This is a genomic window from Nitrosospira multiformis (genome assembly GCF_900111585.1).
Classification (GTDB): Bacteria; Pseudomonadota; Gammaproteobacteria; order Burkholderiales; family Nitrosomonadaceae; genus Nitrosospira; species Nitrosospira multiformis_B.
This window is the reverse complement of sequence record NZ_FOHI01000003.1, coordinates 121,887-144,097: the sequence shown is the minus strand read 5'-3', so window position 1 is coordinate 144,097 and position 22,211 is coordinate 121,887. Positions and strand designations below refer to the sequence as shown.

The following is a 22,211-nucleotide window of genomic DNA, read 5'->3' as shown; positions in this document are numbered from 1 at the left end:
CCGATAGAAGCTGCGGTTACACTGATTGCCCTGCCACATAACCCGATGACCAGGCCCACTGGAAGTTGAACCCCCCCAGTTGGCCCGTGACATCGACGACTTCACCCACGAAATAAAGGCGGGGTACTTTTTTCGATTCCATCGTTTTGGAAGAAAGCTCGGCAGTATCGATGCCTCCCAGGGTTACTTCCGCCTTTTTGTAGCCAGCGGTGCCGCTCGGAATAACCTGCCAAGCATGCAATTGAGAGGCCAGTTGCCTCAAGCTCTTGTTGCCATACTGGTTTACAGGTGTTTCCGGGAGCGTACTCATCATTACGCTCAGCCACGCTTCTGCAAACCGCCGGGGCAGATGCTGCGCTAACAGATTGGATAGCAGGGCGCCGCTATGTCTGTGATCGCGCAACCAACCGCCTGCATCCAGCTCAGGTAACAGGTTAATATGAATCGGATCTCCCGGTCGCCAGTATGAGGAAATCTGGAGGATTGCAGGACCGCTCAGACCCCGATGCGTGATCAGCAGATTTTCTCGAAAATGCGCGCCGTTACAGCTCACTATTGTGTCGAGTGCAATTCCCGAGAGCCCTGAAAAAGCGGACAACTGTTCCGGCGCAAAGGTCAGCGGTACCAGGGCGGGACGTAGCGCCGTAACGTTTATGCCAAACTGTTCCGCGATACGATAGCCAAAAGGACTGGCGCCGATTTGCGGAATGGAAAGACCTCCGGTCGCGATTACCAGCGCATCTGCCATCACCTTGCCACAACTGGTTTCCAATACGAATCCAGTATCGCCGAAGCCCCGGTTTATGCGGCTTACCCCGCAGGGCATTTGAAAGATGACTCCAGCGGTCTCGCATTCATTGCACAGCATATCAATGACTTGCCGCGAGGCCTCATCGCAAAATAGCTGTCCCAGCTTTTTTTCGTGATAACGGATGCGGTGCTTCTCCACCAGCTCTATGAAGTGACGGGGAGTGAAGCGTGCCAACGCGGATCGGCAGAAATGCGGATTCTGCGACAGAAAATTTTCCGGAACAGTGTGGCGATTCGTGAAATTACACCGCCCCCCTCCCGAGATACGGATTTTTTCCGCCAGCTTGCTGGCGTGATCCAGCAGCAACACGCTTCGTCCACGCTTTCCCGCTTCCATTGCGCACATCATGCCGGCTGCGCCAGCGCCTATTACGACGACATCTTTCTTCAATTGCGATGCTTACGGGAAAATGAGCCTTGTGGACTTACTCGCATTCTGTTGCAGACTTGCGCCATACACTGGCCAGCCAGGGTTGCTGCTCGCGTGGAAGACCTTTCGGGCGGTAGTAGTGAGCAAGCTCGACGAAACCCGCGCCGGACATATAGCGCCTCCAGCCATCAATATCATGATATACGCAATAACGCCCGTGATTCCAGCCCTCCTCGTTATTCCCGCGGGGGTTGGAACTGAACAGCACTCCGCGCGGTTTCAGCGTTGACCACAGTTCTTTCAGCACGCGCGGCAGTTCAACACTCGGAACATGAAACAGGGAGGCGTTCGCAAATATACCATCGAAATATTCTTCAGGCAGATCGAGCTGAAGGAAGTCCTGCTGCCATATCTCACAGCCACTATGATTAGCCGCCATTTCGGCAAACCGCGTTGCCCCTTCCAGCCCGATCGCCACATGACCGAGATCGGCAAAAGACTTCAGGTCACGTCCGGGACCACAGCCCAGATCCAGTATCTTTAAGGGTGGAGGATTTTCGATGTGGCGCAGCAATGCAGCAATGTTTTGGCTGACATCATGGTCTTTCGTACCCTCCCAGAACGCTTCGGCTCTTTCGTTGTAACTGTTCAGTATAAGATGGGAGAGTTTTCTGAGATCCGCTGAATCGGGTTTCACGGCAACTTACACAAATAGGATAAAAATCAGGCGGACATTCTGCCTGTCTCGCGTGAGTCGAACGAAAAACACTTACTCTCTGGCAATACCCAGTAATGCGCCCCGAGCCTGAAGATCAATCATGATCTTCTCGCCGCCCTGCATCACGACTTCGGGTGAGGGATGCCCGCTTTCGGTCGTGATGACTTCAAGAGCGGCCTGCCCGGTATGCTCTTCCAGTGCAAGCAGATCTATCAAACGCGCGGTAAAGGCGTTGATTTCTGAAAATTGAATCTCGTCATCCGCGTCACGAAACAGCAGCAAGTAAGTTTTTGCCGGGTCGATGCGAGCGCGTGGACGGATATGATGGACGGGCCAGTGATAGCAAAGATTGGCAAGCACCGGATTCAAAAGAGGCCGCCCCTCGAGCAGATTACCGGCGGCATCGATCGTCTTCCAATCGGGCATGTCCGTTGAAATGGACAATGCCAGTTCCACCCATTCGTAGTGCGCAAGCTCCAGGAGGAACCCCGGATAGTTTTCAGGGATGACGCCTTTACTCCCCAGAAATTCTATAAACTCACCGGCTATCTGATGAAAAAGGGGAGAACGGCTACGATGCGCAATGAGAAAGGCACGTACCAGCCTCGACCATCGTCGCGACCCCAGCACATCTCGAGTCACCGGGAAGCATCTGAGAAGAAAGCCGTCGAGATTCTCGTAAACCAGTCTGTCGTATATGCGCATCCGCTGCGCGTCGAGTCCAGGTGGAACAGGCTTTGCCCGGGGATTGCGAAGGTGCGCAGTGAAGGCATACTGGAAGCGCTGAAATTCAGGTAGCTGAACAGACATCGCCTGAATGCGCATGCCGCGCCTGGATTAGTGCGATGCCTTGCACTTCCCGCATCAACTGGTCGAGCGGAGGAATATTGAAGTCACGCTCGAGCAAAGTCGGCGCAACACCGTGCATTCCGTAGGTTTGATCCAGCAGCGACCATACCGGATCGATTACATCGGCGCCGTGAGTATCGATGATAAGATTCTCCGCCTCCTTATGATGCCCGGCCATGTGCATATACACGATGCGATCGGAAGGCAAGGCACGGATGAAGTCCACGGGATCGTAGTCGTGGTTAATGCTGTTGACGTAAACGTTATTGACATCGAGATGAAGATCACAATCCGCCTCCAGCAACACAGCCCGGATAAAGTCCAATTCACTCATATCGTTGATAGGCGAAGCGACATAAAACGATGCATTTTCCAATGCGATACGCCGCTCGAGAATATCCTGGGTACGGCGAACGCGTTCAGCGACATATTTTATCGCTTCCTCCGTAAAAGGGATCGGAAGCAGATCGTACAGGTGACCGTCATCAGAGCAGTAGGAAAGATGTTCCGTATAAAGAGGTATCCGGTGCTGATCGAGGAACTGGCGAATCTTTTGCAGCAGCACTTCGTCCAGGGGAGCAGGACCACCGATTGAAAGGGAAAGGCCATGGCAGACAAAAGGGTAGCGCTCGGTAAAAAAAAGCAGATCCCGTGCCGCACCTCCGCCAAGGTCGATCCAGTTCTCGGGGGCGATCTCGAAAAAATCGATGGTGTCGGGGACGCCGCTTTTCAGCGCAGGAATGAGCTCCCGCCGGAAGCCCAGCCCCACGCGGGCGAGGCGTGGGAACTGTTGCATGTCGAATTATTTCTTCATCTGGCCATGAGGCGCTGCTGTTCCGCCACCGGCCCTGCTTTTTGCAAAGCTGTCCGCTTCCACCTGGTCGACGGCTCCATCCTTGTTCGCGTCAATCTTGTCGAAGATGCCTTCGTGATGCTTGATAAATTCTTCCTTGGTCACTTTATTGTCTTTGTTCTTGTCCGCCAGCGACATGCCGCAATTTCCCTCCGCCGCTTTTGCGCCTGCCCCATATTTGCTGGGGTCCACCCGGTCGGCGTAAGCCACTACATAACGCTCGTTTAACGACTGCATGACGAAAGGATTGCTTGTCTTGCTGTCCGCCTCACTGTCGCCCGCGAAAACAATGGGGGAGGTGCTGAGGCCGGTAGCAAGGACCGAACCTATGACGATGGAAATCGTGGATTTTTTGTCTTGCACAGTTGGTTCTCCTTGAATCTGGAAAAAATATTATGTCACAGTTTGACAGGAACGGGAGCCGATTCCACTGATCCTGCAGTGCATTAGGAACAAGAAACTCTCCCGGAGAGGCTTGCAGCAAAATAATGTATTTATTTCTTGCGGGGGTATTCAAGGACTAAAAATTCTGCAAGAATTCGTGTGCCTCATGTGCCCCCCTATATGTTCCACAGGGAGTTGAACGTGAAGAGGCTGGGGTTTTGTCATGAACAGGAGGATGAGAGCCTCGTTCTTAAGCTAAACTGTGGGATTCCATTCCTGGCGAAACCTTGACAAGTTTCTGCCAACCGTCTTGCTCTCAGAGCGCATCAACTGAACCGGAGATGAGTTATCTGTATAATGGGTTGTTTTTAAATAGCAGTTGCATTGTTACACGTCACCCAGCAATGGAAAGGAAATACTGACTATGCCGCAAGAAATGTATAAACAAGCCACTCCCTACATACCCTCGAAGGGAGAAAGTTACATGAGTGCCCAGCAGCTTATGCATTTCCGCAATATTCTGGAAGGCATCAAGTTTGAATTGGGACAGGATATCGATCGCACGGTTCACACTATGCAGGATGAAGCCACAATATTTGCTGATCCTAACGACCGCGCCAGCCAGGAGTCGGACATGGCGCTTGAATTAAGAAATCGTGACCGCGAACGTAAGCTGATCAAAAAGATAGAGGAAACGATCGCAAAAATAGATACTGGAGATTACGGCTATTGCGAAAGCTGCGGGGTGGAAATCGGTTTAAAGCGCCTTGAAGCCCGTCCCACCGCTACACTCTGCATCGACTGTAAGACCTTGGATGAAATAAGGGAAAAGCAAGTCGCGAAATAAACACCTGCCTGCTTTTCACTTAGATTCTGCAGATAAGTTCTGCAGATAACGAAGTACTTCATTGCCTTCCCGGAATAAAAGACTCCTCTCGATGGGGCTTTTATTCCGGGAAGACAACTAACTAAGCTGACTTCAAAAAAACCGGAAGATACAGGAGAAAAGACTGAGATAAGAGGGCGAGGAACCGCACAGAAAAAAATGGCGGCTGCTCTTTGTAGAAAATTCTTCTCTCTGCTCCGCCATCAGGTGACGGCGTTGTCCGTCACGTCGGTGGCAACCGCTTTCATGCTGAGACGCAACCTTCCCTTGTCGTCAGCTTCCAGGACCTTCACCCGCACTACCTGTCCTTCCTTGAGGTGGTCGCCGACATTGTTGACGCGCTCATTGGCGATTTGCGAGATATGCAGCAGGCCGTCCTTGCCGGGCAGGACGCTGACGATGGCGCCAAAATCCAGAAGCTTCAGTACTGTTCCGTCGTATACCCGCCCCACTTCAACTTCGGCCGTGATGTCTTCGATCCGTTTTTTCGCCAGCTCACCGCCCTCCGCGTTGACACATGCAATCATGACGGTGCCATCGTCCGTAATATCGATGGTGGTGCCTGTCTCTTCGGTAAGCGCACGGATCACTGCGCCCCCTTTCCCTATGACGTCACGTATTTTCTCGGGATTGATTCTGATCTTGATGATACGGGGAGCATGCTCCGAGATATCCTCGCGTCTGGCCGGCAACACCTGCTTCATGATTGTGAGAATATGTATCCGTCCTTCCCTTGCCTGTACCAGGGCAGCATGCAGGATCTCTTTGGTAATCCCCTGAATCTTGATATCCATCTGCAGGGCGGTAATGCCATTTTCGGTACCCGCCACCTTGAAATCCATGTCGCCCAGGTGATCTTCATCACCCAGAATATCACTGAGTACGGCAAACCGATTGCCTTCCTTGATGAGCCCCATGGCAATACCCGCCACGTGCCCCTTCAGGGGCACACCGGCATCCATCAATGCAAGGCAGCCGCCGCAAACGGATGCCATGGAACTGGAGCCATTGGATTCAGTAATTTCAGAAACCACGCGAAGCGAATAGCCAAACTCTTCCGGGGAAGGCAGAACTGCAACCAGGGCTCGTTTTGCCAAACGTCCGTGCCCAATTTCACGCCGCTTGGGTGTTCCAACCCGTCCCGTCTCTCCGGTGGCGTAGGGAGGCATGTTGTAGTGAAGCATGAAACGCTCGGAGTAATCTCCCTGGAGAGCATCGATTTTCTGCTCATCGCGGCCGGTTCCCAGCGTTGCAACTACCAGCGCCTGGGTTTCTCCGCGGGTAAATAATGCTGAACCGTGGGTCCGCGGCAGGAGGCCGGTACGAATCGTTATTGGCCGGACGGTGCGGGTATCACGTCCATCGATGCGCGGTTCGCCATCCAGAATCTGCGAACGCACGATTCTCGATTCCAGCGCAAAACAGGCCTCCTTCACCGCCTGGGCATCAGGACCTTCGCCATCTTCGACACCGAGTTCGGTAAAGACTCTTGTCCAGATGCTGTCTATGGTCTCGGACCTTACCTGCTTCTGCTTCTGGCGGAAAGCGGCACGTAAATCATTCTCCGCCAGTTCCGCAATTTTAATGGCTAGCGCAGGGTCTCTTGCAGGAGGCTCCCAATCCCATGCGGTCACGCCCGCCTCATCCGCCAGTTCATTGATCGCATCGATGGCAACCTGCATTTGCTGATGACCATAAACGATGGCGCCCAGCATGACGTCCTCCGACAGCTCCATCGCATCGGATTCCACCATCAGCACAGCCTGCCGTGTGCCAGCCACGACCAGATTCAGCTGTGTCTGCTTCAGCGCGCTGGTATCGGGATTCAATACATATTCGCCATTGATGTAGCCAACCCGAGCGGCGCCGATAGGCCCGTTGAACGGAATGCCCGAGAGCACCAGCGCGGCAGATGCGCCCAGCATGGCGGGAATATCGGCATCTACTTCGTTATCGGAAGACAGGACGGTGGCTACCACCTGCACTTCGTTGTAGAAATTTTCAGGAAAAAGAGGACGGATCGGGCGATCGATCAGACGGGAGGTAAGAATTTCCTTTTCGGAGGGACGGCCTTCACGTTTGAAAAAACTACCGGGTATTCGGCCAGCCGCATAGCTCCTTTCCTGATAGTCCACCGTCAGGGGAAAGAAATCCTGCCCCTGCTTGGCGCTTTTTGCACCTACCACGGTAACCAGGACGACGGTATCGCCCATGCTGACCATAATGGCGGCATGGGCTTGTCTTGCTATTTCTCCGGTTTCGAATGTTAGCTGATGAGACCCGTACGTAACACTTTTCTTAATTTTCAATTAACTGCCCTTTTCGATTAAATCATTCCGGTTTCGCTCCAGGCACCATAGCCGCGGTTGCGCAACCGATACAAGCGGAAGCCATTCCGATGCTCAAGGAAGCAATAGGTTATTCCGCTGCTATCTCAATCGGGGATTTACTTTTATTTACGCAGGCCAAGCCGTTCTATCAGCGTCCGGTAGCTCTCCACACTGTTCTGCTTCAAATAATCGAGCAGCTTGCGCCGACGGCTTACCATCCGCAGCAAACCGCGGCGGGAGTGATGATCCTTGACATGCGTTTTGAAATGATCGGCCAGATCGTTGATACGAGCGGTCAGTAACGCCACCTGCACTTCGGGAGAACCCGTGTCTCCTGCGGCCCGTTGATAATCGTGCACCACCTGTGCTTTTTGATCGGTTGTGACTGCCATGCTACTCTCCATTACGCCTGATGCGAAAGGGCGACATTTTACTCTTTAACAGGGTGAATTCTCAAGACATTATTGGATTTCCAATGCACCGGCAGGCATTAGACATCCACTGCGGGAAGTTTACACGCTGATCACACACTTCAAGAACGATCAGAGCCAACAGCTTGCTACTTGGCGATATATCCGCCCAGCGAGGGCTCAGGCGAATGAACGGCACGCATTTCCGCATCGGCATATCGTACCACCGTCGACAAGGTAGAGCGCGCGGCACGCGCGTCCGATGCCAGCCGCAGTAGTGTGCCGAGAGTCAGCGAGCGCTTCAGTAACAGCCCCAGCAAGCGTCCTAGGTGAGGACTTCCATCCGGCCGTACTGCCTCAAGCAGAACGCGCGGGGGTGAGAAGTCGAGGGGATCTGAAATAGCGCGTACCGCCATGAATGGCAATCCGGCATTCGTGGCAACTTCGGCGACTGCGCCGCTTTCCATATCTACTGCGTTTGCGCCGGTCAATTCGGCCAGGTCGCGTTTCGCAGAAGTGGAGGTAAGCACCTTGCTGCTGGCAGCCAGGATTCCACCTGCTACATTCAGCTGATCGGGCAGGCATCGCTGCAGGCGAGTGCGCCAATTCAAATCGACTGGCAGGAGACAACCGCCCGTATGGATCGACTCAGGCAGCATCAACGCTCCGGAATTCAGGCCGGAATGCAATGCGCCCGCAAAGCCGAAACTCATCAGCGCAGCAGCTCCTGCATTCTTCAGTCCGGTTGCGGCTGCGCCGGCCGCCTCTGCCCCCACTCCACAAAGCCAGACGGCAGCGCCATTCCCGAGATCTGTCCTTTGATTAAAGAAGAGGCGCAATGGCGTTATGCAACGCGCCTCCACCCGCATGGCGACAATGATGCCGGCCCCCGTCACGCGGGGAACTTCCGGTTCAATGCATGAAATCGGGTCAATGCCCATACCGGGAAATATTTCGTATACCCGTAGTACTTGAGGTAGAAAACCCGCGGGAAGCCGGGAGCGGTAAACCAGGGCTCATACCAGAGCCCGTCGCTGTCCTGTTCCCGCAACAGGTAGGCAATTCCCTGGTGAACCTCATGACTGCGCCATTCGCCGGCTCCCATCAGTGCAAGCAGTGCCCATGCGGTATGAAAAGAAGTACTGGTATGAAACTGGCCTGCCTGCTGGGGGGAAAGGTAGCTGTCGTTACTTTCTCCCCATCCGCCATCCTCCCGCTGCACGGATTTGAGCCAGTGCACCGCGCGTCGGATGGCAGGATGACCGGTATCTATCCCGGCCAGACGGAAGGCCTCCAGCACGGACCACGTTCCATAGATATAATTGCTGCCCCAGCGGCCGAACCAGGCGCCGCTGGCCTCCTGTTCATTGAAGAGGTATGCCAGACTCCGTTCCAGCGCCTGTTTATGCCTGGACTGGCCGTACAAGGCGAGAAAACCCGCACAGCGGGCGGAAACATCACTGGTCGGAGGATCAAGGAGCGCCCCATGATCGGCAAACGGGATCTCGTTGAGATAGTAATACGTATTGTCGCTGTCGAAAGCCGCAAACCCACCGTTGCTGGACTGCATCCCTGCCAGCCAGTCGGCAGCCCGGTTGATGCTTTCCTGATAAGCCTTGGGGTCGGCCTGGTATAGCGCCCAGGCCACCGCAGCCGTATCGTCGAGATCGGGATAGTGGGGATTTGTGTACTGAAAAGCCCAGCCCCCTCCCGGCAATCCGGGATGATCTTCCTGCCAGTCCGCCGGCGCATTGAGCACCTGGCAGGGAACCAGCCAGTCGAGCGCTTTCCGGATAGGCTGCTGATCGACCTCCGTATCCTCCTGAAAGGCGAGACAGGTCAGGACGGTATCCCATACTGGGGAAACACAGGGTTGGCACCAGGTACGTTCGCCTTCATCCACCAGCAGCAGGCGCAGCGCCTTGCGGCATTGCACGCGTGCGGGATGATCATACGGGTATCCAAGCAATGCCAGGGCTTCGCTGGCATTCACCATGGCAGGAAAGATCGCCCCCAGACCTGAATCGCCGTTCAGCCTTTCCACGATCCAGCTTTCCGCCCGGCGCAGCGCCAATCTGCGCACCCCTTTGGGTATGAAGGGTTCGAGCAGGGAGAGAGTGCGCTCGATCAGCAGAAACACGCGATTGAGCGCAGTACGTACCGGAAAATAATTCCGCTCCTCCTCCGGGGGTACCGTGAACAATTCACCGATGGCGATTTTGCGCGGATTCGCCGCGCGCGCCCTCAGGCTACACAGGATAGACAGCGGAACCATTACGGTCCGCGACCAGTACGCGACCTTGCTGGTATGGAATGGGAACCACTTGGGGAACAGTATGATTTCCACCGGCACAAATGGCACGCCTCGCCAGGGAAGCTGGTCATACATGGCAAGCAGCAGACGTGTAAATACGTTTGCTCTCGCTGCGCCGCCATGCTTCAGAATTGCTGCACGTGCACGCGCCATGTGGGGCGCATCCGGTGAGTCCCCCACAATTTTCAGAGCATAATAGGCCTTGACCGAACAACTCAGATCGAATTCACCGCCGTAGTAGAGCGGCCAGCCTCCGTGCGCTGCATCCTGTTTTTCACGAATAAAACGGGCAATCCTGAGCTCCAGGTCCAGGTCCACTTCATCCATGAAGTGCATCATCAGTATATACTCGGCGGGAATCGTGCAATCGGCCTCCAATGGAAAGCACCAGTGGCCATCCTCCCTCTGCTGAGCCAGCAGCGCACCGCGTGCCGCTTCCAGTCCCGCTTTCAGCATTTTTTCGTCCATTGCGGGACTATTGTTTGAGCCCGGGGATTGAGCTTGCAAAGAAGTTCTCGCCATACCTCCGAATTTTTTCATGTATTTTTACCTAGCGCCTCTTTAAAGTTTCAGGGAAGAACACATCGCAGGGGTGTGAGTGCAGCCATAAAAACTATTAAAAGCATGATTTTACTCGATTCGGCCCCGGAATCGTACATCGTCGAGATTCATGCAAGGATGTTTATGGCAGATGCGGCGCCCGCTGGACGAGTATGGAAGCAGCAGTTGAGATTTGATTAAAATCTCATCGCAATGGCTCGGACGTCGCCTCGTTCTGCACGAAACCCTCATCTGCGAATTCGTCCAGGCTCTCGGGCGGCGGGTCGCCATCATAGATCAAATGCTTGCGCTGCTGTAAAAAACCTTCGCGAACAAAAAGATAAGGATCTAGCGCGGCCTGGTCCCGAATACGCATGGGACCGGACAACCGCGCCCGCCTGTCGATGATACTTAAAACCGTGATTGGAGCTACAACTGCGCTGCTGGCGACAGTACCCGCATAAAACAAAAGGTTGCTGAAAACGCTCACAGGAATACCGGGTGCATCGCGATAGCTGCTGGGGCCGATCAGAGGGACAAAAAGGTAGGAGCCGGTATCAACGCCCCAGACGCCGAGTGTCTGCCCGAAATCTTCATCATGCTGTGGCAACCCCATGGGGCCTGCCATGTCGAAGAGCCCACCCAGACCAATGGTCGAGTTGACTGCAAAACGAAGGGTGTCCTGGAATCCCTGCCGTACTTTACCTTGCAGGAAATCATTAAGAATAACATTGGGATATGCAAGGTTGTCGTAGAAATTGCCGATCGAACGCTGCAGGGGGTCGGGCACATGCTTTATATAGGCATCCGCAACCGGCGCCAGAACGGCGCGGTCCACCTTGTCGGTAAAATTGTAAAACTGTCGATTGGCTCTTTCATTCGGATCGATCGTATCGATACTCGCATCGTTCTTATGCGGCGTCACGCAACCGGTAAACAGTGATATGCATGCCAACAACAGGAAGGAAGTTCGCATATTTGCTACCATCCGTAAAGGGAAGGCTATGTCCCTGTTAATCTGTTCATCAGAATCCGCATGGAAGGGCGATGCCCACAAACCGCTACAGGTGCGAAGTATACAATTATTGCCGGACTAACGCACAAATTGAGCCTTTGCCCCTTTGGGGGTCGCGCGCAGCAATGCGGGCAGTATCACCAGCGTACAGATAAGCGTAAAAGCCAGCCCCACGGTAAGCATTATTCCCATACTCGCAGTGCCTCTGTGCGACGAGAACATCAGGCTTGCGAAATCCACCAGCGCAGTCAGCGCGCTGTAAAAAATCGCCCGCGCAGTGCTGGTATGGATCAGGATCTCGCTTACCAGTTCATTATTCAGACTGCGGTGCACCATATGCAGGCTGCTATCGATCCCCAGGCCAAGCAAAAGCGGGAGAGCAATGATATTGGCAAAGTTGAACGGAACATCCAGCAGGACTGTGAACGCAGCGGTGAACAGGCTGGACAGCAACAGCGGGAGCAGGACCAGCAGCATGTACTTTACACTGCGCAACAACACCAGCAGGGCGACGATAATTCCAACGAGCGCAAGCAAAAATGCCTGTACGAATGCGTGCACTACCGCCTCGCCTGCTTCAAGGGTCACCACTGGCGCTCCCGTCACCTCGGGCGCCACTTTCTGCACGCTTCGCACGAAGCGCCGCAATGCATCGTTGTCGTTCAGGTCTTCCGATGGATAAATTGCCAGGCGATATTCGCCTGACTGGGCATGCCAGCGGCTGCTCAACGATGCCGGCAGATCCTGCTCGCCAAACAGGTTGGCTTCCGTCGCTGTACGCAGGTTCTCCAGCGCCGCAGGCAACGTAACCAGCAGATCTCCCTCCAGGGACCGCAACAAGGCGACCTGGTCGGCAGGACTGGCTGTATCAAGCTGTTCAAACAGAGAACTCAGGGATGACCTAAGCTTACGTGCGGCCGGAACTGCCGCATGCTCCGGGCGGGCGGCAATAAAACTATCCAGTGCGGCGGTCAATGCGGCGAGCGCCTCGCGCTGTTTCTGGATGGAACTGTCCACGCGGCGATCCTGCCCCACCCCCTCGATCGGTCCCACGGTCAACGCCATTTCCTCGATGAGTTGCAGCTTTTCTTCCTGATCCGCCGGTACGAAGTCGAGGAGACTGACCACCTTATCCACTTCAGGAAGCTCGCTCAACGCGAGCGCCAGGCGTCCTGCTTCCTGCCGATCTTTTGCGAGGACAATGGAATGCCAGGGTGAAAGATCGGGTTGCGCAAGGAGTTCACGAAAAGCCTGTATCGCTTTGCCTTTCTGATCCTGCAGATTCAGGAGATTGTAGTCAAACCGTACCTGAGGCAGCAAAAAAAGGGCGCCAACTGAAGCGGCAAACGTGAGGGCATAGGTTACCCGGTGCCATTTGAGGGACAACTCCAGCGCTTTGCCAACCGAAGCTTTCGGAGGGGTATCTGGCACGGCTTGCTGTCGTTTCGGAAGGTAGCGCAGCAGGGCTGGTGCAATTGTAAGGGTTACCAGAAGGCTGATAATCATGCCGGTGCCGGAGATGAGGCCCAGTTCCGCCACGCCGCTGTAATCCGTAGGGATGAACGCGTAGAAGCCGATCGCGTTTGTGATTGTACAGGCGGTAAGGGCAGCACCTGCATCCCCGCCTGAAACATGCAGGGCCTCGGTAGATGGGTTGCCGCTTTCCAGAACTTCGCGATAACGCAGCAGAAAGTGGATTGCAAAGTCGGCACCCAGACCAATGTATAACACGGCAAACGCAATGGAGATCAGGTTGACATGACCCACCACGGCTGTAGCAAATGTCGCCGTAAGAACCAGACCCATGGCGAGACAGACCAGGACATTGATGATCAGTCCGGTCGCTCGCATCGCAAAATAAAGAACCACGACAACCAGGATGAAGGTGATTATTCCTGCATATTGCATGCCGAGCAGCGAACTGCTCAGTTCGTCATGCGATAACGCCACTTCCCCGGTAATACGCAGGCGGACTGCTCCATCCTCCGTAATTCCGGCATCGCCTGCCGCAGCGGATAGCGCCTTGATGGCCTGCTCTCCGGGAAACATCTGATCATAATTGAGCTTCGGCTTGGCTATGATCAGTTCCTGGTATTTGCTTTTTTGCGATTCGCCGCTGAAGAGGGCTTGCCACGACAACGCACGCGGCGCTCCTTCCAGTCTCGCTCCCACCGTGGCGCTCACTGCGCCAAGCACCGGACTGAGCTCCATGGCGCGGCCCTTCTGCAATTCCTCTATCGCGCCCGTCAGCACATCGACGAAAGCCGCGAGCGTAGGATTTCTGGCGATATGGGCCATTAACGGCTGCGCAGCAGCCACACGATCGGTTATCTGCTGCAGTTCCGGAACGCTTTCGTAGAGCAGGCCATTGCGCGTGAAGAAATCGCCTGCTGTCGGTGGATAGACATCCTCGAAATTGAAAGTGTCTTTTTTCAGGCGTGCGGCAAGGCGTTCGGTTGCCTGATGGACCTGTTCAGGCGTCGGTGCTTCCAGCACTACCAGAAGCGTGTCGACATCCTGCGGAAATGTCTTGTTGTAGTGGGTTATGTTGACACGAAACGGCAGATCCTTGGAGAGCATGTCGGTTGTGTCGGTATTCATGCCGAGATTGCGCCAGACGTAGACGCTGCATCCTGCGGAAATCAGCAGTGCTGTAAAAAGAACCCAGGCGCTATGGCGATAGCAAACAGTGGCCCAAGCTGCAAAAATACGGTAGATGCGGCTTTCCGAGTCGTTGTTTGTTGTGGTCATGCTGGGGAAGCAATGTCGGAGAATCGATCCGTGCTCAGAGGATAGTTTCGGGGGTTAGCAACGAGGTAAAAAAGAATCCCGGGTCGTTGGCAAGACAGAATGCAAAAAGGGAAACCTGAAGTAGCGGTTTTTCCTCGGGTCCATCAAGATGCCGTCATACCCGCGAAAGGGGGTATCCGGTTTTTTCAATCCAATAATATTAATATTATAAATCGATGGATTTCCGCCTTCACGGAAATGACGATCAAGGTTTGGTCCGAAGGTTTCTGCCCCTTATTACAAAACCGCCCCCTTTTGCCCATGCAGTTCTCTGGATGTCACCGATTTTATTCCGGATGAAGTGGGCACGGACTCGAAGTCCGGCGAGACAAGGGTTGATGGGAAAAGTTGGCCCAAGATTTGTCGTCAGATTTGCAGTGTTCAGTCTTTTCCTGCCTGCTCGATCTTCTGCTTGAGCATGTCGACGAGCTTTGGAAAGCCATCGCGCTGAAGAATAGCACGATACTCGACACGCTTTAACGCCAGATCACTGACACCGTCCGCCAGAATATTCACGATACGCCAACCGTCCTTTCCTTGCCGCAGTATATAGTCGAACCGCACCGGTTCGCCGTTAGCTTGAATCAATTTGCTGCGTATCATTACCTGCTCCCGGGGCATGGATTGACGCTCGAGAAATTCAAACCGCTCGCCGTCGTATTCCTTGAACTGACTTGCGTAAGTAGCTATGCTGAGCTTGCGGAAAGTATCTGTAAAGGTTCGCTGCTGTTCAGCACTCAATTGCGTCCAGTTTGCTCCCAGCGAGGTACGCGCAATGAAGTCAAGATCATGGCTCTGATTGATGATAGGGGCCAGCAATTCGTAGCGCCCCCCGTAGCCGAGTTCCGGGCCCTCACGCATCGCCTTGATGAGTGCTTCCTGCAACTGTTCGACGACTTGCTCCGGTGTTCCCGATCCCTGCGTTTCGGCCCAGGAGGAAGATGCAGCCAGAAGCATCAGGGTAATTATTTGAAGTTGCAGCAGTGACTTCAGTGCACTCAGGATCTTCATGTTGATAATCTTATAGCAGTTTTTTCATGCCCATGTCTTGACAGGGCGTCGCATCCAGCAATATTCGTTGCGATATCCGGCCATGAGGGTTCTACATCGAGTGGCCAATAGTTTCTACACTTCGGAAATCAGACATCCCATCGTGATGCTTCTATGATTACATCCCCAACCCCTTTAGCCTTTTGCCGCTGGCGTCTGAGTATTTGGCAGAACTGACAGGTCCTGCCATTCGATCGGACCCGCTTCCGGTAGAGTTGTCTCGGCTAAACCAGCGCGCATTGATTTTGCTGCCGGCTACACGCAGTGTCGCCGTTTCGGCAACGGGCAATGCTATCGCTCTATCTTGACCGGAATTCCCGCAAGCGTCGCCGGGGTTTTCAACTCCTCTCGCGCCCATTTCGGTGTAGGCTCCGCCACCATCGGTCCCGTTGTTTTCGGCCCCCTGATGGAGGTGATCAGCCCTTTCAGCGGATGCTGCAGCATATCTTCCACGGCTGTGGCTTCATAGCCGCAATGCGCCATACATTGAGCACACTTCGGGTTGCTGCTGTTGCCATATTTATCCCACGGAGTATCATCCAGCAACTCCTGAAAACTGGATGCATACCCTTCATCCGGAAGCAGATAGCAAGGCTTTTGCCAACCGAAAATGTTGCGTGTCGGATTACCCCAGGGCGTGCACTGATAGTTCTGGTTGCCCGCGAGAAAATCGAGATAAAGCGACGAGTGATTCAGTTTCCATTTACGGGTCTTGCCTATCTTGAAAATATCCCTGAAGAGATTCTTGGTATCCTTCCCCTTAATGAAGATATCCTGCCTGGGAGCGCGCTCATAACTGAACCCAGGCGCGATCGTCGCACCCTCCACCCCCAGCTCCATCGCATAGTCGAGGAACTCCGCAACATCTTCCGGTGTTTCACCCTGGAACAGGGTGCAATTGACGGTAACCCTGAATCCCTTTGCAACCGCCAGTTTTATAGCCTCAACCGCGCGGTCGAACACCCCGTCCTGACAGACAGAGGCGTCATGCCTTTCCTTCAGGCCATCCAGATGGATGGAAAAGGTCAAATAAGGCGAAGGGGTATAGTCGTCAATCTTCTTTTTTAACAAAAGCGCATTGGTACACAGGTAAACATATTTCCTGCGCGCAATGATGCCTCTGACAATCTCCGGCATTTCCTTATGTATCAGCGGCTCCCCGCCGGGGATGGAAACCATGGGGGCTCCACACTCATCGACCGCCTGCATGCATTCCTCATACGACATCCGCTTGTCCAGGATGTGATCGGGATAATCGATCTTACCGCAGCCGGCACAGGCCAAATTACACCGGAACAGGGGCTCCAGCATCAAGACCATAGGATATTTTTTTACTCCTCCCAACTTTTGCTTGAGCAGATAAGTGCCGACAGCTATCTGTTGACGTAAAGGAACTCCCATGTATAAATCCTCCAAAAAACTTCCGTAAACTTTATTAATGTCAGGTTGGGATCACCTGATTTCTTCCTGTTGTTTTGCAGATGCTGAAGTTGTCTGAAGTTGCATCGGGACACTTCAATGCTGGTTCGTTTTTGCGAAACCTCAAAAAAATGATCTAGGTTCGCCACTCGGAATATGGCAATCAGGCGATAAGCCTTGCTGAAACTACCTATACTTTCCCTTCTACTTTCCTTCTACTGCTTTCATCCTGTTTCTCGATCCGACAGTTATTTGTCATTCTTCTTGACCGAATTACTGTAACGTTTTGTCCTGTAAGCATGTTAACACGTATATTTCCCAAACTAAACTCACAACTCATCCAGGGTTAAACTACACAGAGAACATAATTTGGCCCGACAAGGCTGCTCGGTGACTCGTCAAGCGGGCTCGTCAGAAATCGCGGTTCAATGCAATTGACATTTAATCGAAGACGGAAAAAAAGGGGCGCCGAGGCGCCCCTTTCTTTCTGTTGAACAACAATCAGAAATTGTGGCGAAGACCGATCGTGAAGGTACTCCGGTTGCTGCCGGGAGCTACATAGCTGGGTGCGGTGTAGTTCGCCGTTGCGCCGGGAGCGGTAATCAGGTCATTTACCGCAGCGGCATTCGGGTTGGTTACGTATACATGCTGATAACCACCGAACAGGCTGGTACGCTTGCTCAGATTGTGAATCGCACCGACGGTAAAGCTGTCGGCCTTGCGTGCCGCCGCACTGTTGACGCCGCCAGCATGGGCCTTGGTCATACCGCCCTGCGCCACCAGCGTGGTGTTGCCCAATCTGTATTGGGCGCTGGCAAACCAGAGATTGCCGTCTCCACCCCAGTTCATGGCGGAGTTGCACTGACCGGAAACCAGTCCGGAATCGAGCGGATTTGCCGTCAGGGACGCGGCAGTGCTACATGTGGCGGCCCCAATCGCGTTGTTGACATCTTCATACTGGCCGCTCAGCTTGAAATTTTCCCAAGCCCAGGAAGCACCGACACGCCATATTTCTTCTGTTCTGAGGCCGAGGCTTTTCTGGATGCCGTTGGCATTATCCCGCGAATAACCGCCGAAGATATCGAGGCCCATGCCCATGAAATCCGCATGGTACTTGGCCGCTGCCTGTCCATCAAATTCGCCGTTGCGCCCGCCAGTATTGCCATTGCTGCCGAGGCCACCAGGAAGGAAGCCGGAAACGATGCTGCCGTTCTGGAGAGGATTGAGAGAATTGGCATCACCCGGCATCAAGAGACCCGAGAAGGTGAATCCTTCGATGCTTGCGGAGTCATAACGGATGGCGCTGTTGACGAAAGTATTCGCACCAGAGCCCATGCCGTTAGCTGCACCAGACATGGTACCGCCGGCGCCATTCGCTTGCAGGGTGGTGTAGGCGAACGGATCGATTGTCATACCCCCGGCAAAATCCTTGAAGGGGGACTGGAGACGGCCAAACCTGATATCGCCCCAATGGCTGTGAGACAGCCCGACCCACTGCTCACGAGGTGTGGTGGCGGAACCGGAGCCGGTGTTAAGTCCGAATTCGAGGCGGGCATTTGCTTTCAGGCCATTGCCCAGATCTTCTGTAACCTGCAGACCCCAGCGGGAAGAGCGGGAATTGTCCTGGAGTGCCCCCTGGCTAGGCTGGCCAGCGAAATCAACCAGACTGTATTCAGCTTGTGCCCGACCAAAAAGCGTAACGTTTGTCCCCTGAGCGGATGCAACCACCGGGGCCGCGAGTGCACCGGCAACGGCCAGCGCAATCAGTTTCTTTTTCATGTGGAAAATCTCCTTTAAAGTTGAAACGGTGGGGCCTCGCACCGACCCTATTTCGGTGGGAGTTTATTCCCGCTGCCTGGACCTCCCGAAAATGAGAGGGTTGAGAGATTGTGCCTAACGTAACAACGCCTAGCAAGGAAATAAAGAGAGTTTGGGAACTGGATAAGGATATGTGTTGCTTTTTTGCAACAAAGCAGGGGAACCTTCGGAACCCGGTGGGTTGAATGCAACCCGGATGATTGATGAATTACCCGAACAACCTCGCCAACTCGGCCCCGGGATCAGAAGCACGCATGAAGGCTTCGCCTACAAGGAAGATGCCTACTCCGTGCCCGCGCATCAGCGCAACATCATCAGATGTGAGTACCCCGCTTTCGGTGATGGTCATGCGGTCTGGCGGAATGCGGTCAAGCAGATGCAGGGTCGTATCCAGGCGGGTTTCAAACGTATGCAGGTTGCGGTTATTGATGCCGATCAGGGGAGACGCCAGTTCCAGCGCCAGCTCGAGTTCCGCACCATCATGAACCTCCACCAGAACGGCCATCCCGAGCGCATGAGCCAGCAACTCCAGCTTGCGCATTTCCGCTACCGCTTCTTCCTCCTGCCGGTGGCTCCCGGTCGAAATGAAAGGATCGCGGAAGGCAGCGACAATGATGAGGATACAATCCGCACCCATGAGCCGTGCTTCGACGACCTGATATTCGTCCAGCATAAAATCCTTGCGCAGGACCGGCAGATCGCAGGCGCTTCTGGCCTGCTTCAAATATTCCGCGCTGCCACGAAAATATTGCTGGTCTGTCAGAACCGACAGGCAGGCCGCGCCGTGCTGGGCATAGCTCGCAGCGATAGCCGCGGGGTCGAACTGCTCACGCAACACGCCCTTGCTGGGACTGGCCTTCTTTATTTCCGCAATGACGGCCGGTAATCCCAGGGCAAGTTTCTTGCGAAGCGCGCCAACGAAATCCCTTGGCGGCGGTAACGCCTCTGCCTGGCGACGAAGCACGGCAAGAGAACCCTGCGCTTTCAATGCCGCAATCTCCTGTCTCTTTGTCGCCAGAATCTCCTGAAGAATATTAGCCATGATCAAACAAAAGAAACCTCACCGCGGTTCTGCCGGTTTGAGAATTCCACCAGCTCCTGCAATTTTTCCCTCGCAGCACCGCTTTCTATAGCGGCATGCGCTTTTTTTACACCCTGCGCGAGCGACTCTGCGATACCTGCCACATAAATCGTCGCGCCCGCATTCAGCAATACGATATCCCGCGGCGGCCCCGGCTGATTATTCAATACCGCTCTCAGCATCTCTGCAGACTGAGTGGTGTCATGCGCTTGTATTGTTTCAATGGGAGCCGCTTTCATGCCGAAATCTTCCGGCCTGACGGTATATTCAAGGATCTCGCCGTGCCTGAGTTCCCCTACCAGCGTCTCGCCAGCTATCGTGATCTCATCCAGCCCGCCCTGATTGCTGGCGCCGCCATGAACCACCATGACATGACGGCTGCCCAGGCGATGCAAAACGCGTGTGATGATGCCCACGAGATCGGGATGGAATACGCCCAGCAGTTGATTTTTTGCTCCGGCGGGATTGGTCAGCGGCCCGAGGATATTAAACAGGGTGCGCACCCCCAGCTCCCGCCGTACGGGGGCGGCATGTTTCATGGCATTGTGGAAATTGGGCGCAAACATGAAACCGAGACCGATTTCACTTATGTTCTCCGCTATTTGCACCGGTGTCTGGTCGAGATTGACGCCCAGTGCTTCGAGCACGTCGGCACTTCCCGATTTGCTGGAAACAGAGCGTCCGCCATGTTTCGCCACCCGTGCGCCGGCAGCCGCGGCGACGAACGCAGCGGTGGTGGAAATGTTGAAAGTATGGGCACTATCCCCTCCTGTTCCGCATGTATCGACGAGGCGGTCATCCTGCACTTCCACGCGGGCGGCAAATTCGCGCATTACCTGTGCCGCAGCAGCGATCTCGCCTACGGTTTCCTTCTTCACACGCAACCCAGTGATAATCGCTGAAATCAGCGTGGGGGAGAGTTCTCCGCGCATGATCTGCCGCATGAGCGCCAGCATTTCATCATGAAAGATTTCACGGTGCTCGATGAGGCGTGCCAGTGCTTCCTGCGGACTCACAGTGGCCTGCTACTGAATGATACCGCCCCGACTCTTTCAACCCTTTCACCCCTTTGGCTGGGATTCATGCCGCTTCCTTCAGTTTTCACTGGTTCAGAAAATTCCCGAGCAATGTGTGCCCATGCTCGGTCAGAATGGATTCGGGGTGAAACTGCACACCTTCGATGGGCAGGGTCTTGTGACGCACACCCATGATTTCTCCATCTCCAGTCCAGGCGGTGATTTCCAGGCAGTCGGGCAGAGTTTCCCGTTCAATAACAAGAGAGTGGTAACGGATTGCGGTGAACGGGTTGGGCAAACCACGAAACACTCCTGCCCCATCATGAAAGATAAGAGAGGTCTTGCCGTGCATCGGTCGTGCTGAATGAATTATTTTTCCGCCGAAGGCCTGCCCTATGCTCTGATGACCGAGACAGACACCCAGCAAGGGAATCTGCTCATTGTAGCGCTCGATCAGGGGTATGGATATTCCAGCCTTGCTCGGCGTGCATGGGCCTGGGGAGATCACGATGCGCTCAGGCTTTAACTGCGCAACTTCTTGAGGGGTGATTTCATCATTGCGAAACACTTTCACTTCCTCGCCCAGTTCGCCAAAATACTGGACCAGGTTATAGGTGAAGGAATCGTAGTTATCGATCATCAACAGCATAGTAAGAAATCCACCCGATGAAGTCCACCCTGAAAGACATACGCACGCCGCTCATATCTTATTTTACGCTGAAGCTGAGGGATACAACCAGGATAGCGAAGAGACCCATATTATCTCTTCTCCAAATCTGACGGGCAAGGCCAACGGAAAAAGGTTTGATACGCCGGCTCTTTCGAGCAAAGAGCCGAACGTCCATGGGGCGGAAAGAGACGGAAAGAGGCGGAAAGAAATTCTGTGTTGTCAGGAGCGATGCGGTCAGCGATCGATGAGAAATCGCTGATGAAAAATCGCTACGCGGTCACCTGATCCGTTCCATGACAGCGAGAAGTTCGGTGTCGTCCATTTGCGCCAGCACGAGAATGCCAGCCCGCAAAATCTGGCTCTTCTTCGCCCGCCGGCCCTGATCCAGACAACGTTTCTTAAGTATGGAAATCTGTTTGTGCTCGCTCTCAGGGATAGAATAACTGTCGCGTATCCGTTTATTTTTCTTCGGTGTCGCGGTATTGGAAAACTCCTCCGCATTCGTGTCCATTTCCTTCTCTGATCTTGCCTCCACTACGCGCTTCCGCGGTTTGTCTTCTTTCGGGCTGTGCGGACCGGTCTTGTCCGATGCCCTCGACCTGCGAGGTCTGACACCTTCCGCTGGCGCCTCCGTCAGGACGGAAGCCTGCGGGTCATTTTGTAATATTGCCGCTTCCTTTGCTGTCCGGCCAGGTTTTTTTGAATTCTGTTTTCTTGAATTCTGCTTGCCTGCTGTTGAGGTCATGATTTCTCCTGAAAAGGGTCAAGGGGATATACATCCTAAAGCCATAAACAAACGATAGTGCTTTCCCTTGATGCAGTATTTACCAGTCAAACAAGACTGGCAGGCGCGGCACCGCCGGGAACATCGGGAAACATAAGACTCAT

The 22,211-nt window shown here is 54.1% G+C and carries 19 protein-coding genes; 1 reads left to right on the top strand and 18 read right to left on the bottom strand.

Annotated elements, in window-relative coordinates; all coding sequences use genetic code 11:
- Nucleotides 1–16: 16 nt before the first annotated feature.
- The 5 genes from BMW46_RS06070 to BMW46_RS06050 form a co-directional block, all read right to left on the bottom strand.
- The gene (locus BMW46_RS06070) at nt 17–1,201 is read right to left on the bottom strand and encodes a BaiN/RdsA family NAD(P)/FAD-dependent oxidoreductase (protein WP_074706063.1); all 1,185 of its coding nucleotides are present in this window, start codon (nt 1,199–1,201) and stop codon (nt 17–19) included.
- A 34-nt stretch (nt 1,202–1,235) separates the two neighbouring features.
- On the bottom strand, nt 1,236–1,877 hold the full coding sequence (locus BMW46_RS06065) for a class I SAM-dependent methyltransferase (protein WP_074706060.1): 642 nt from the start codon (nt 1,875–1,877) through the stop codon (nt 1,236–1,238).
- 72 nt (nt 1,878–1,949) lie between these two features.
- Nucleotides 1,950–2,708 (bottom strand): HvfC family RiPP maturation protein, encoded by a 759-nt coding sequence (locus BMW46_RS06060; protein ID WP_074706589.1) that lies wholly within the window; start codon nt 2,706–2,708, stop codon nt 1,950–1,952.
- Nucleotides 2,689–3,543: an HvfB family MNIO-type RiPP peptide maturase gene (locus BMW46_RS06055; RefSeq protein ID WP_074706058.1), complete on the bottom strand. Its 855-nt coding sequence runs from the start codon at nt 3,541–3,543 to the stop codon at nt 2,689–2,691. The genes BMW46_RS06060 and BMW46_RS06055 overlap by 20 nt, the downstream gene beginning before the upstream one ends.
- Nucleotides 3,544–3,549: 6 nt before the next feature.
- Nucleotides 3,550–3,963, bottom strand: coding sequence for an EF-hand domain-containing protein (locus tag BMW46_RS06050; RefSeq protein WP_074706055.1), 414 nt, complete (start codon nt 3,961–3,963; stop codon nt 3,550–3,552).
- 445 nt (nt 3,964–4,408) lie between these two features.
- On the opposite strand from BMW46_RS06050, the gene dksA reads away from it, so the two are divergent.
- Nucleotides 4,409–4,831, top strand: a complete 423-nt coding sequence (gene dksA / locus BMW46_RS06045) for an RNA polymerase-binding protein DksA (RefSeq protein WP_074706053.1) — start codon at nt 4,409–4,411, stop codon at nt 4,829–4,831.
- Between the two features lie 242 nt (nt 4,832–5,073).
- Here dksA and pnp read toward each other — a convergent pair whose 3' ends face one another.
- From pnp to BMW46_RS05980, 13 genes are all read right to left on the bottom strand, one after another.
- Nucleotides 5,074–7,179 carry a polyribonucleotide nucleotidyltransferase gene (gene pnp / locus BMW46_RS06040; RefSeq protein WP_074706050.1) on the bottom strand — a complete coding sequence of 702 codons (2,106 nt, stop codon included), beginning with the start codon at nt 7,177–7,179 and terminating at the stop codon, nt 5,074–5,076.
- 143 nt (nt 7,180–7,322) lie between these two features.
- Complete coding sequence (gene rpsO / locus BMW46_RS06035; protein WP_074706048.1) at nt 7,323–7,592, bottom strand: 30S ribosomal protein S15; 270 nt, start codon at nt 7,590–7,592, stop codon at nt 7,323–7,325.
- Between the two features lie 167 nt (nt 7,593–7,759).
- On the bottom strand, nt 7,760–8,551 hold the full coding sequence (locus tag BMW46_RS06030; RefSeq protein WP_256376971.1) for a phosphorylase family protein: 792 nt from the start codon (nt 8,549–8,551) through the stop codon (nt 7,760–7,762).
- The gene (gene shc, locus BMW46_RS06025) at nt 8,503–10,464 is read right to left on the bottom strand and encodes a squalene--hopene cyclase (protein ID WP_218141762.1); all 1,962 of its coding nucleotides are present in this window, start codon (nt 10,462–10,464) and stop codon (nt 8,503–8,505) included. The genes BMW46_RS06030 and shc overlap by 49 nt, the downstream gene beginning before the upstream one ends.
- A gap of 205 nt (nt 10,465–10,669) precedes the next feature.
- Nucleotides 10,670–11,440, bottom strand: coding sequence for an MlaA family lipoprotein (locus BMW46_RS06020; RefSeq protein WP_256376970.1), 771 nt, complete (start codon nt 11,438–11,440; stop codon nt 10,670–10,672).
- A gap of 117 nt (nt 11,441–11,557) precedes the next feature.
- On the bottom strand, nt 11,558–14,230 hold the full coding sequence (locus tag BMW46_RS06015; RefSeq protein ID WP_074706040.1) for an MMPL family transporter: 2,673 nt from the start codon (nt 14,228–14,230) through the stop codon (nt 11,558–11,560).
- 420 nt (nt 14,231–14,650) lie between these two features.
- The gene (locus tag BMW46_RS06010; RefSeq protein WP_074706037.1) at nt 14,651–15,280 is read right to left on the bottom strand and encodes an HpnM family protein; all 630 of its coding nucleotides are present in this window, start codon (nt 15,278–15,280) and stop codon (nt 14,651–14,653) included.
- A gap of 330 nt (nt 15,281–15,610) precedes the next feature.
- Nucleotides 15,611–16,720, bottom strand: a complete 1,110-nt coding sequence (gene hpnH, locus BMW46_RS06005; protein ID WP_074706034.1) for an adenosyl-hopene transferase HpnH — start codon at nt 16,718–16,720, stop codon at nt 15,611–15,613.
- Nucleotides 16,721–17,239: 519 nt separating this feature from the next.
- Nucleotides 17,240–18,517, bottom strand: a complete 1,278-nt coding sequence (locus tag BMW46_RS06000; RefSeq protein WP_074706031.1) for a porin — start codon at nt 18,515–18,517, stop codon at nt 17,240–17,242.
- 247 nt (nt 18,518–18,764) lie between these two features.
- Nucleotides 18,765–19,598, bottom strand: coding sequence for an indole-3-glycerol phosphate synthase TrpC (gene trpC, locus BMW46_RS05995; RefSeq protein ID WP_074706029.1), 834 nt, complete (start codon nt 19,596–19,598; stop codon nt 18,765–18,767).
- Nucleotides 19,599–19,600: 2 nt separating this feature from the next.
- Nucleotides 19,601–20,653, bottom strand: a complete 1,053-nt coding sequence (trpD, locus tag BMW46_RS05990; RefSeq protein WP_074706026.1) for an anthranilate phosphoribosyltransferase — start codon at nt 20,651–20,653, stop codon at nt 19,601–19,603.
- Between the two features lie 85 nt (nt 20,654–20,738).
- Nucleotides 20,739–21,302, bottom strand: a complete 564-nt coding sequence (locus BMW46_RS05985; protein WP_074706024.1) for an anthranilate synthase component II — start codon at nt 21,300–21,302, stop codon at nt 20,739–20,741.
- Between the two features lie 298 nt (nt 21,303–21,600).
- Nucleotides 21,601–22,068: a hypothetical protein gene (locus tag BMW46_RS05980; RefSeq protein ID WP_074706021.1), complete on the bottom strand. Its 468-nt coding sequence runs from the start codon at nt 22,066–22,068 to the stop codon at nt 21,601–21,603.
- Nucleotides 22,069–22,211: the final 143 nt, after the last annotated feature.

Coding starts and splice junctions, on each gene's coding strand:
- BMW46_RS06010 (WP_074706037.1), bottom strand. CDS start 15,280: ATGAAGATCCTGAGTGCACTGAAGTCACTGCTGCAACTTCAAATAATT.
- BMW46_RS06030 (WP_256376971.1), bottom strand. CDS start 8,551: ATGGGCATTGACCCGATTTCATGCATTGAACCGGAAGTTCCCCGCGTG.
- BMW46_RS05985 (WP_074706024.1), bottom strand. CDS start 21,302: ATGCTGTTGATGATCGATAACTACGATTCCTTCACCTATAACCTGGTC.
- BMW46_RS06000 (WP_074706031.1), bottom strand. CDS start 18,517: ATGAAAAAGAAACTGATTGCGCTGGCCGTTGCCGGTGCACTCGCGGCC.
- shc (WP_218141762.1), bottom strand. CDS start 10,464: ATGAAAAAATTCGGAGGTATGGCGAGAACTTCTTTGCAAGCTCAATCC.
- BMW46_RS06015 (WP_074706040.1), bottom strand. CDS start 14,230: ATGACCACAACAAACAACGACTCGGAAAGCCGCATCTACCGTATTTTT.
- BMW46_RS06020 (WP_256376970.1), bottom strand. CDS start 11,440: ATGCGAACTTCCTTCCTGTTGTTGGCATGCATATCACTGTTTACCGGT.
- BMW46_RS05980 (WP_074706021.1), bottom strand. CDS start 22,068: ATGACCTCAACAGCAGGCAAGCAGAATTCAAGAAAACAGAATTCAAAA.
- dksA (WP_074706053.1), top strand. CDS start 4,409: ATGCCGCAAGAAATGTATAAACAAGCCACTCCCTACATACCCTCGAAG.
- trpC (WP_074706029.1), bottom strand. CDS start 19,598: ATGGCTAATATTCTTCAGGAGATTCTGGCGACAAAGAGACAGGAGATT.
- BMW46_RS06060 (WP_074706589.1), bottom strand. CDS start 2,708: ATGTCTGTTCAGCTACCTGAATTTCAGCGCTTCCAGTATGCCTTCACT.
- hpnH (WP_074706034.1), bottom strand. CDS start 16,720: ATGGGAGTTCCTTTACGTCAACAGATAGCTGTCGGCACTTATCTGCTC.
- rpsO (WP_074706048.1), bottom strand. CDS start 7,592: ATGGCAGTCACAACCGATCAAAAAGCACAGGTGGTGCACGATTATCAA.
- BMW46_RS06055 (WP_074706058.1), bottom strand. CDS start 3,543: ATGCAACAGTTCCCACGCCTCGCCCGCGTGGGGCTGGGCTTCCGGCGG.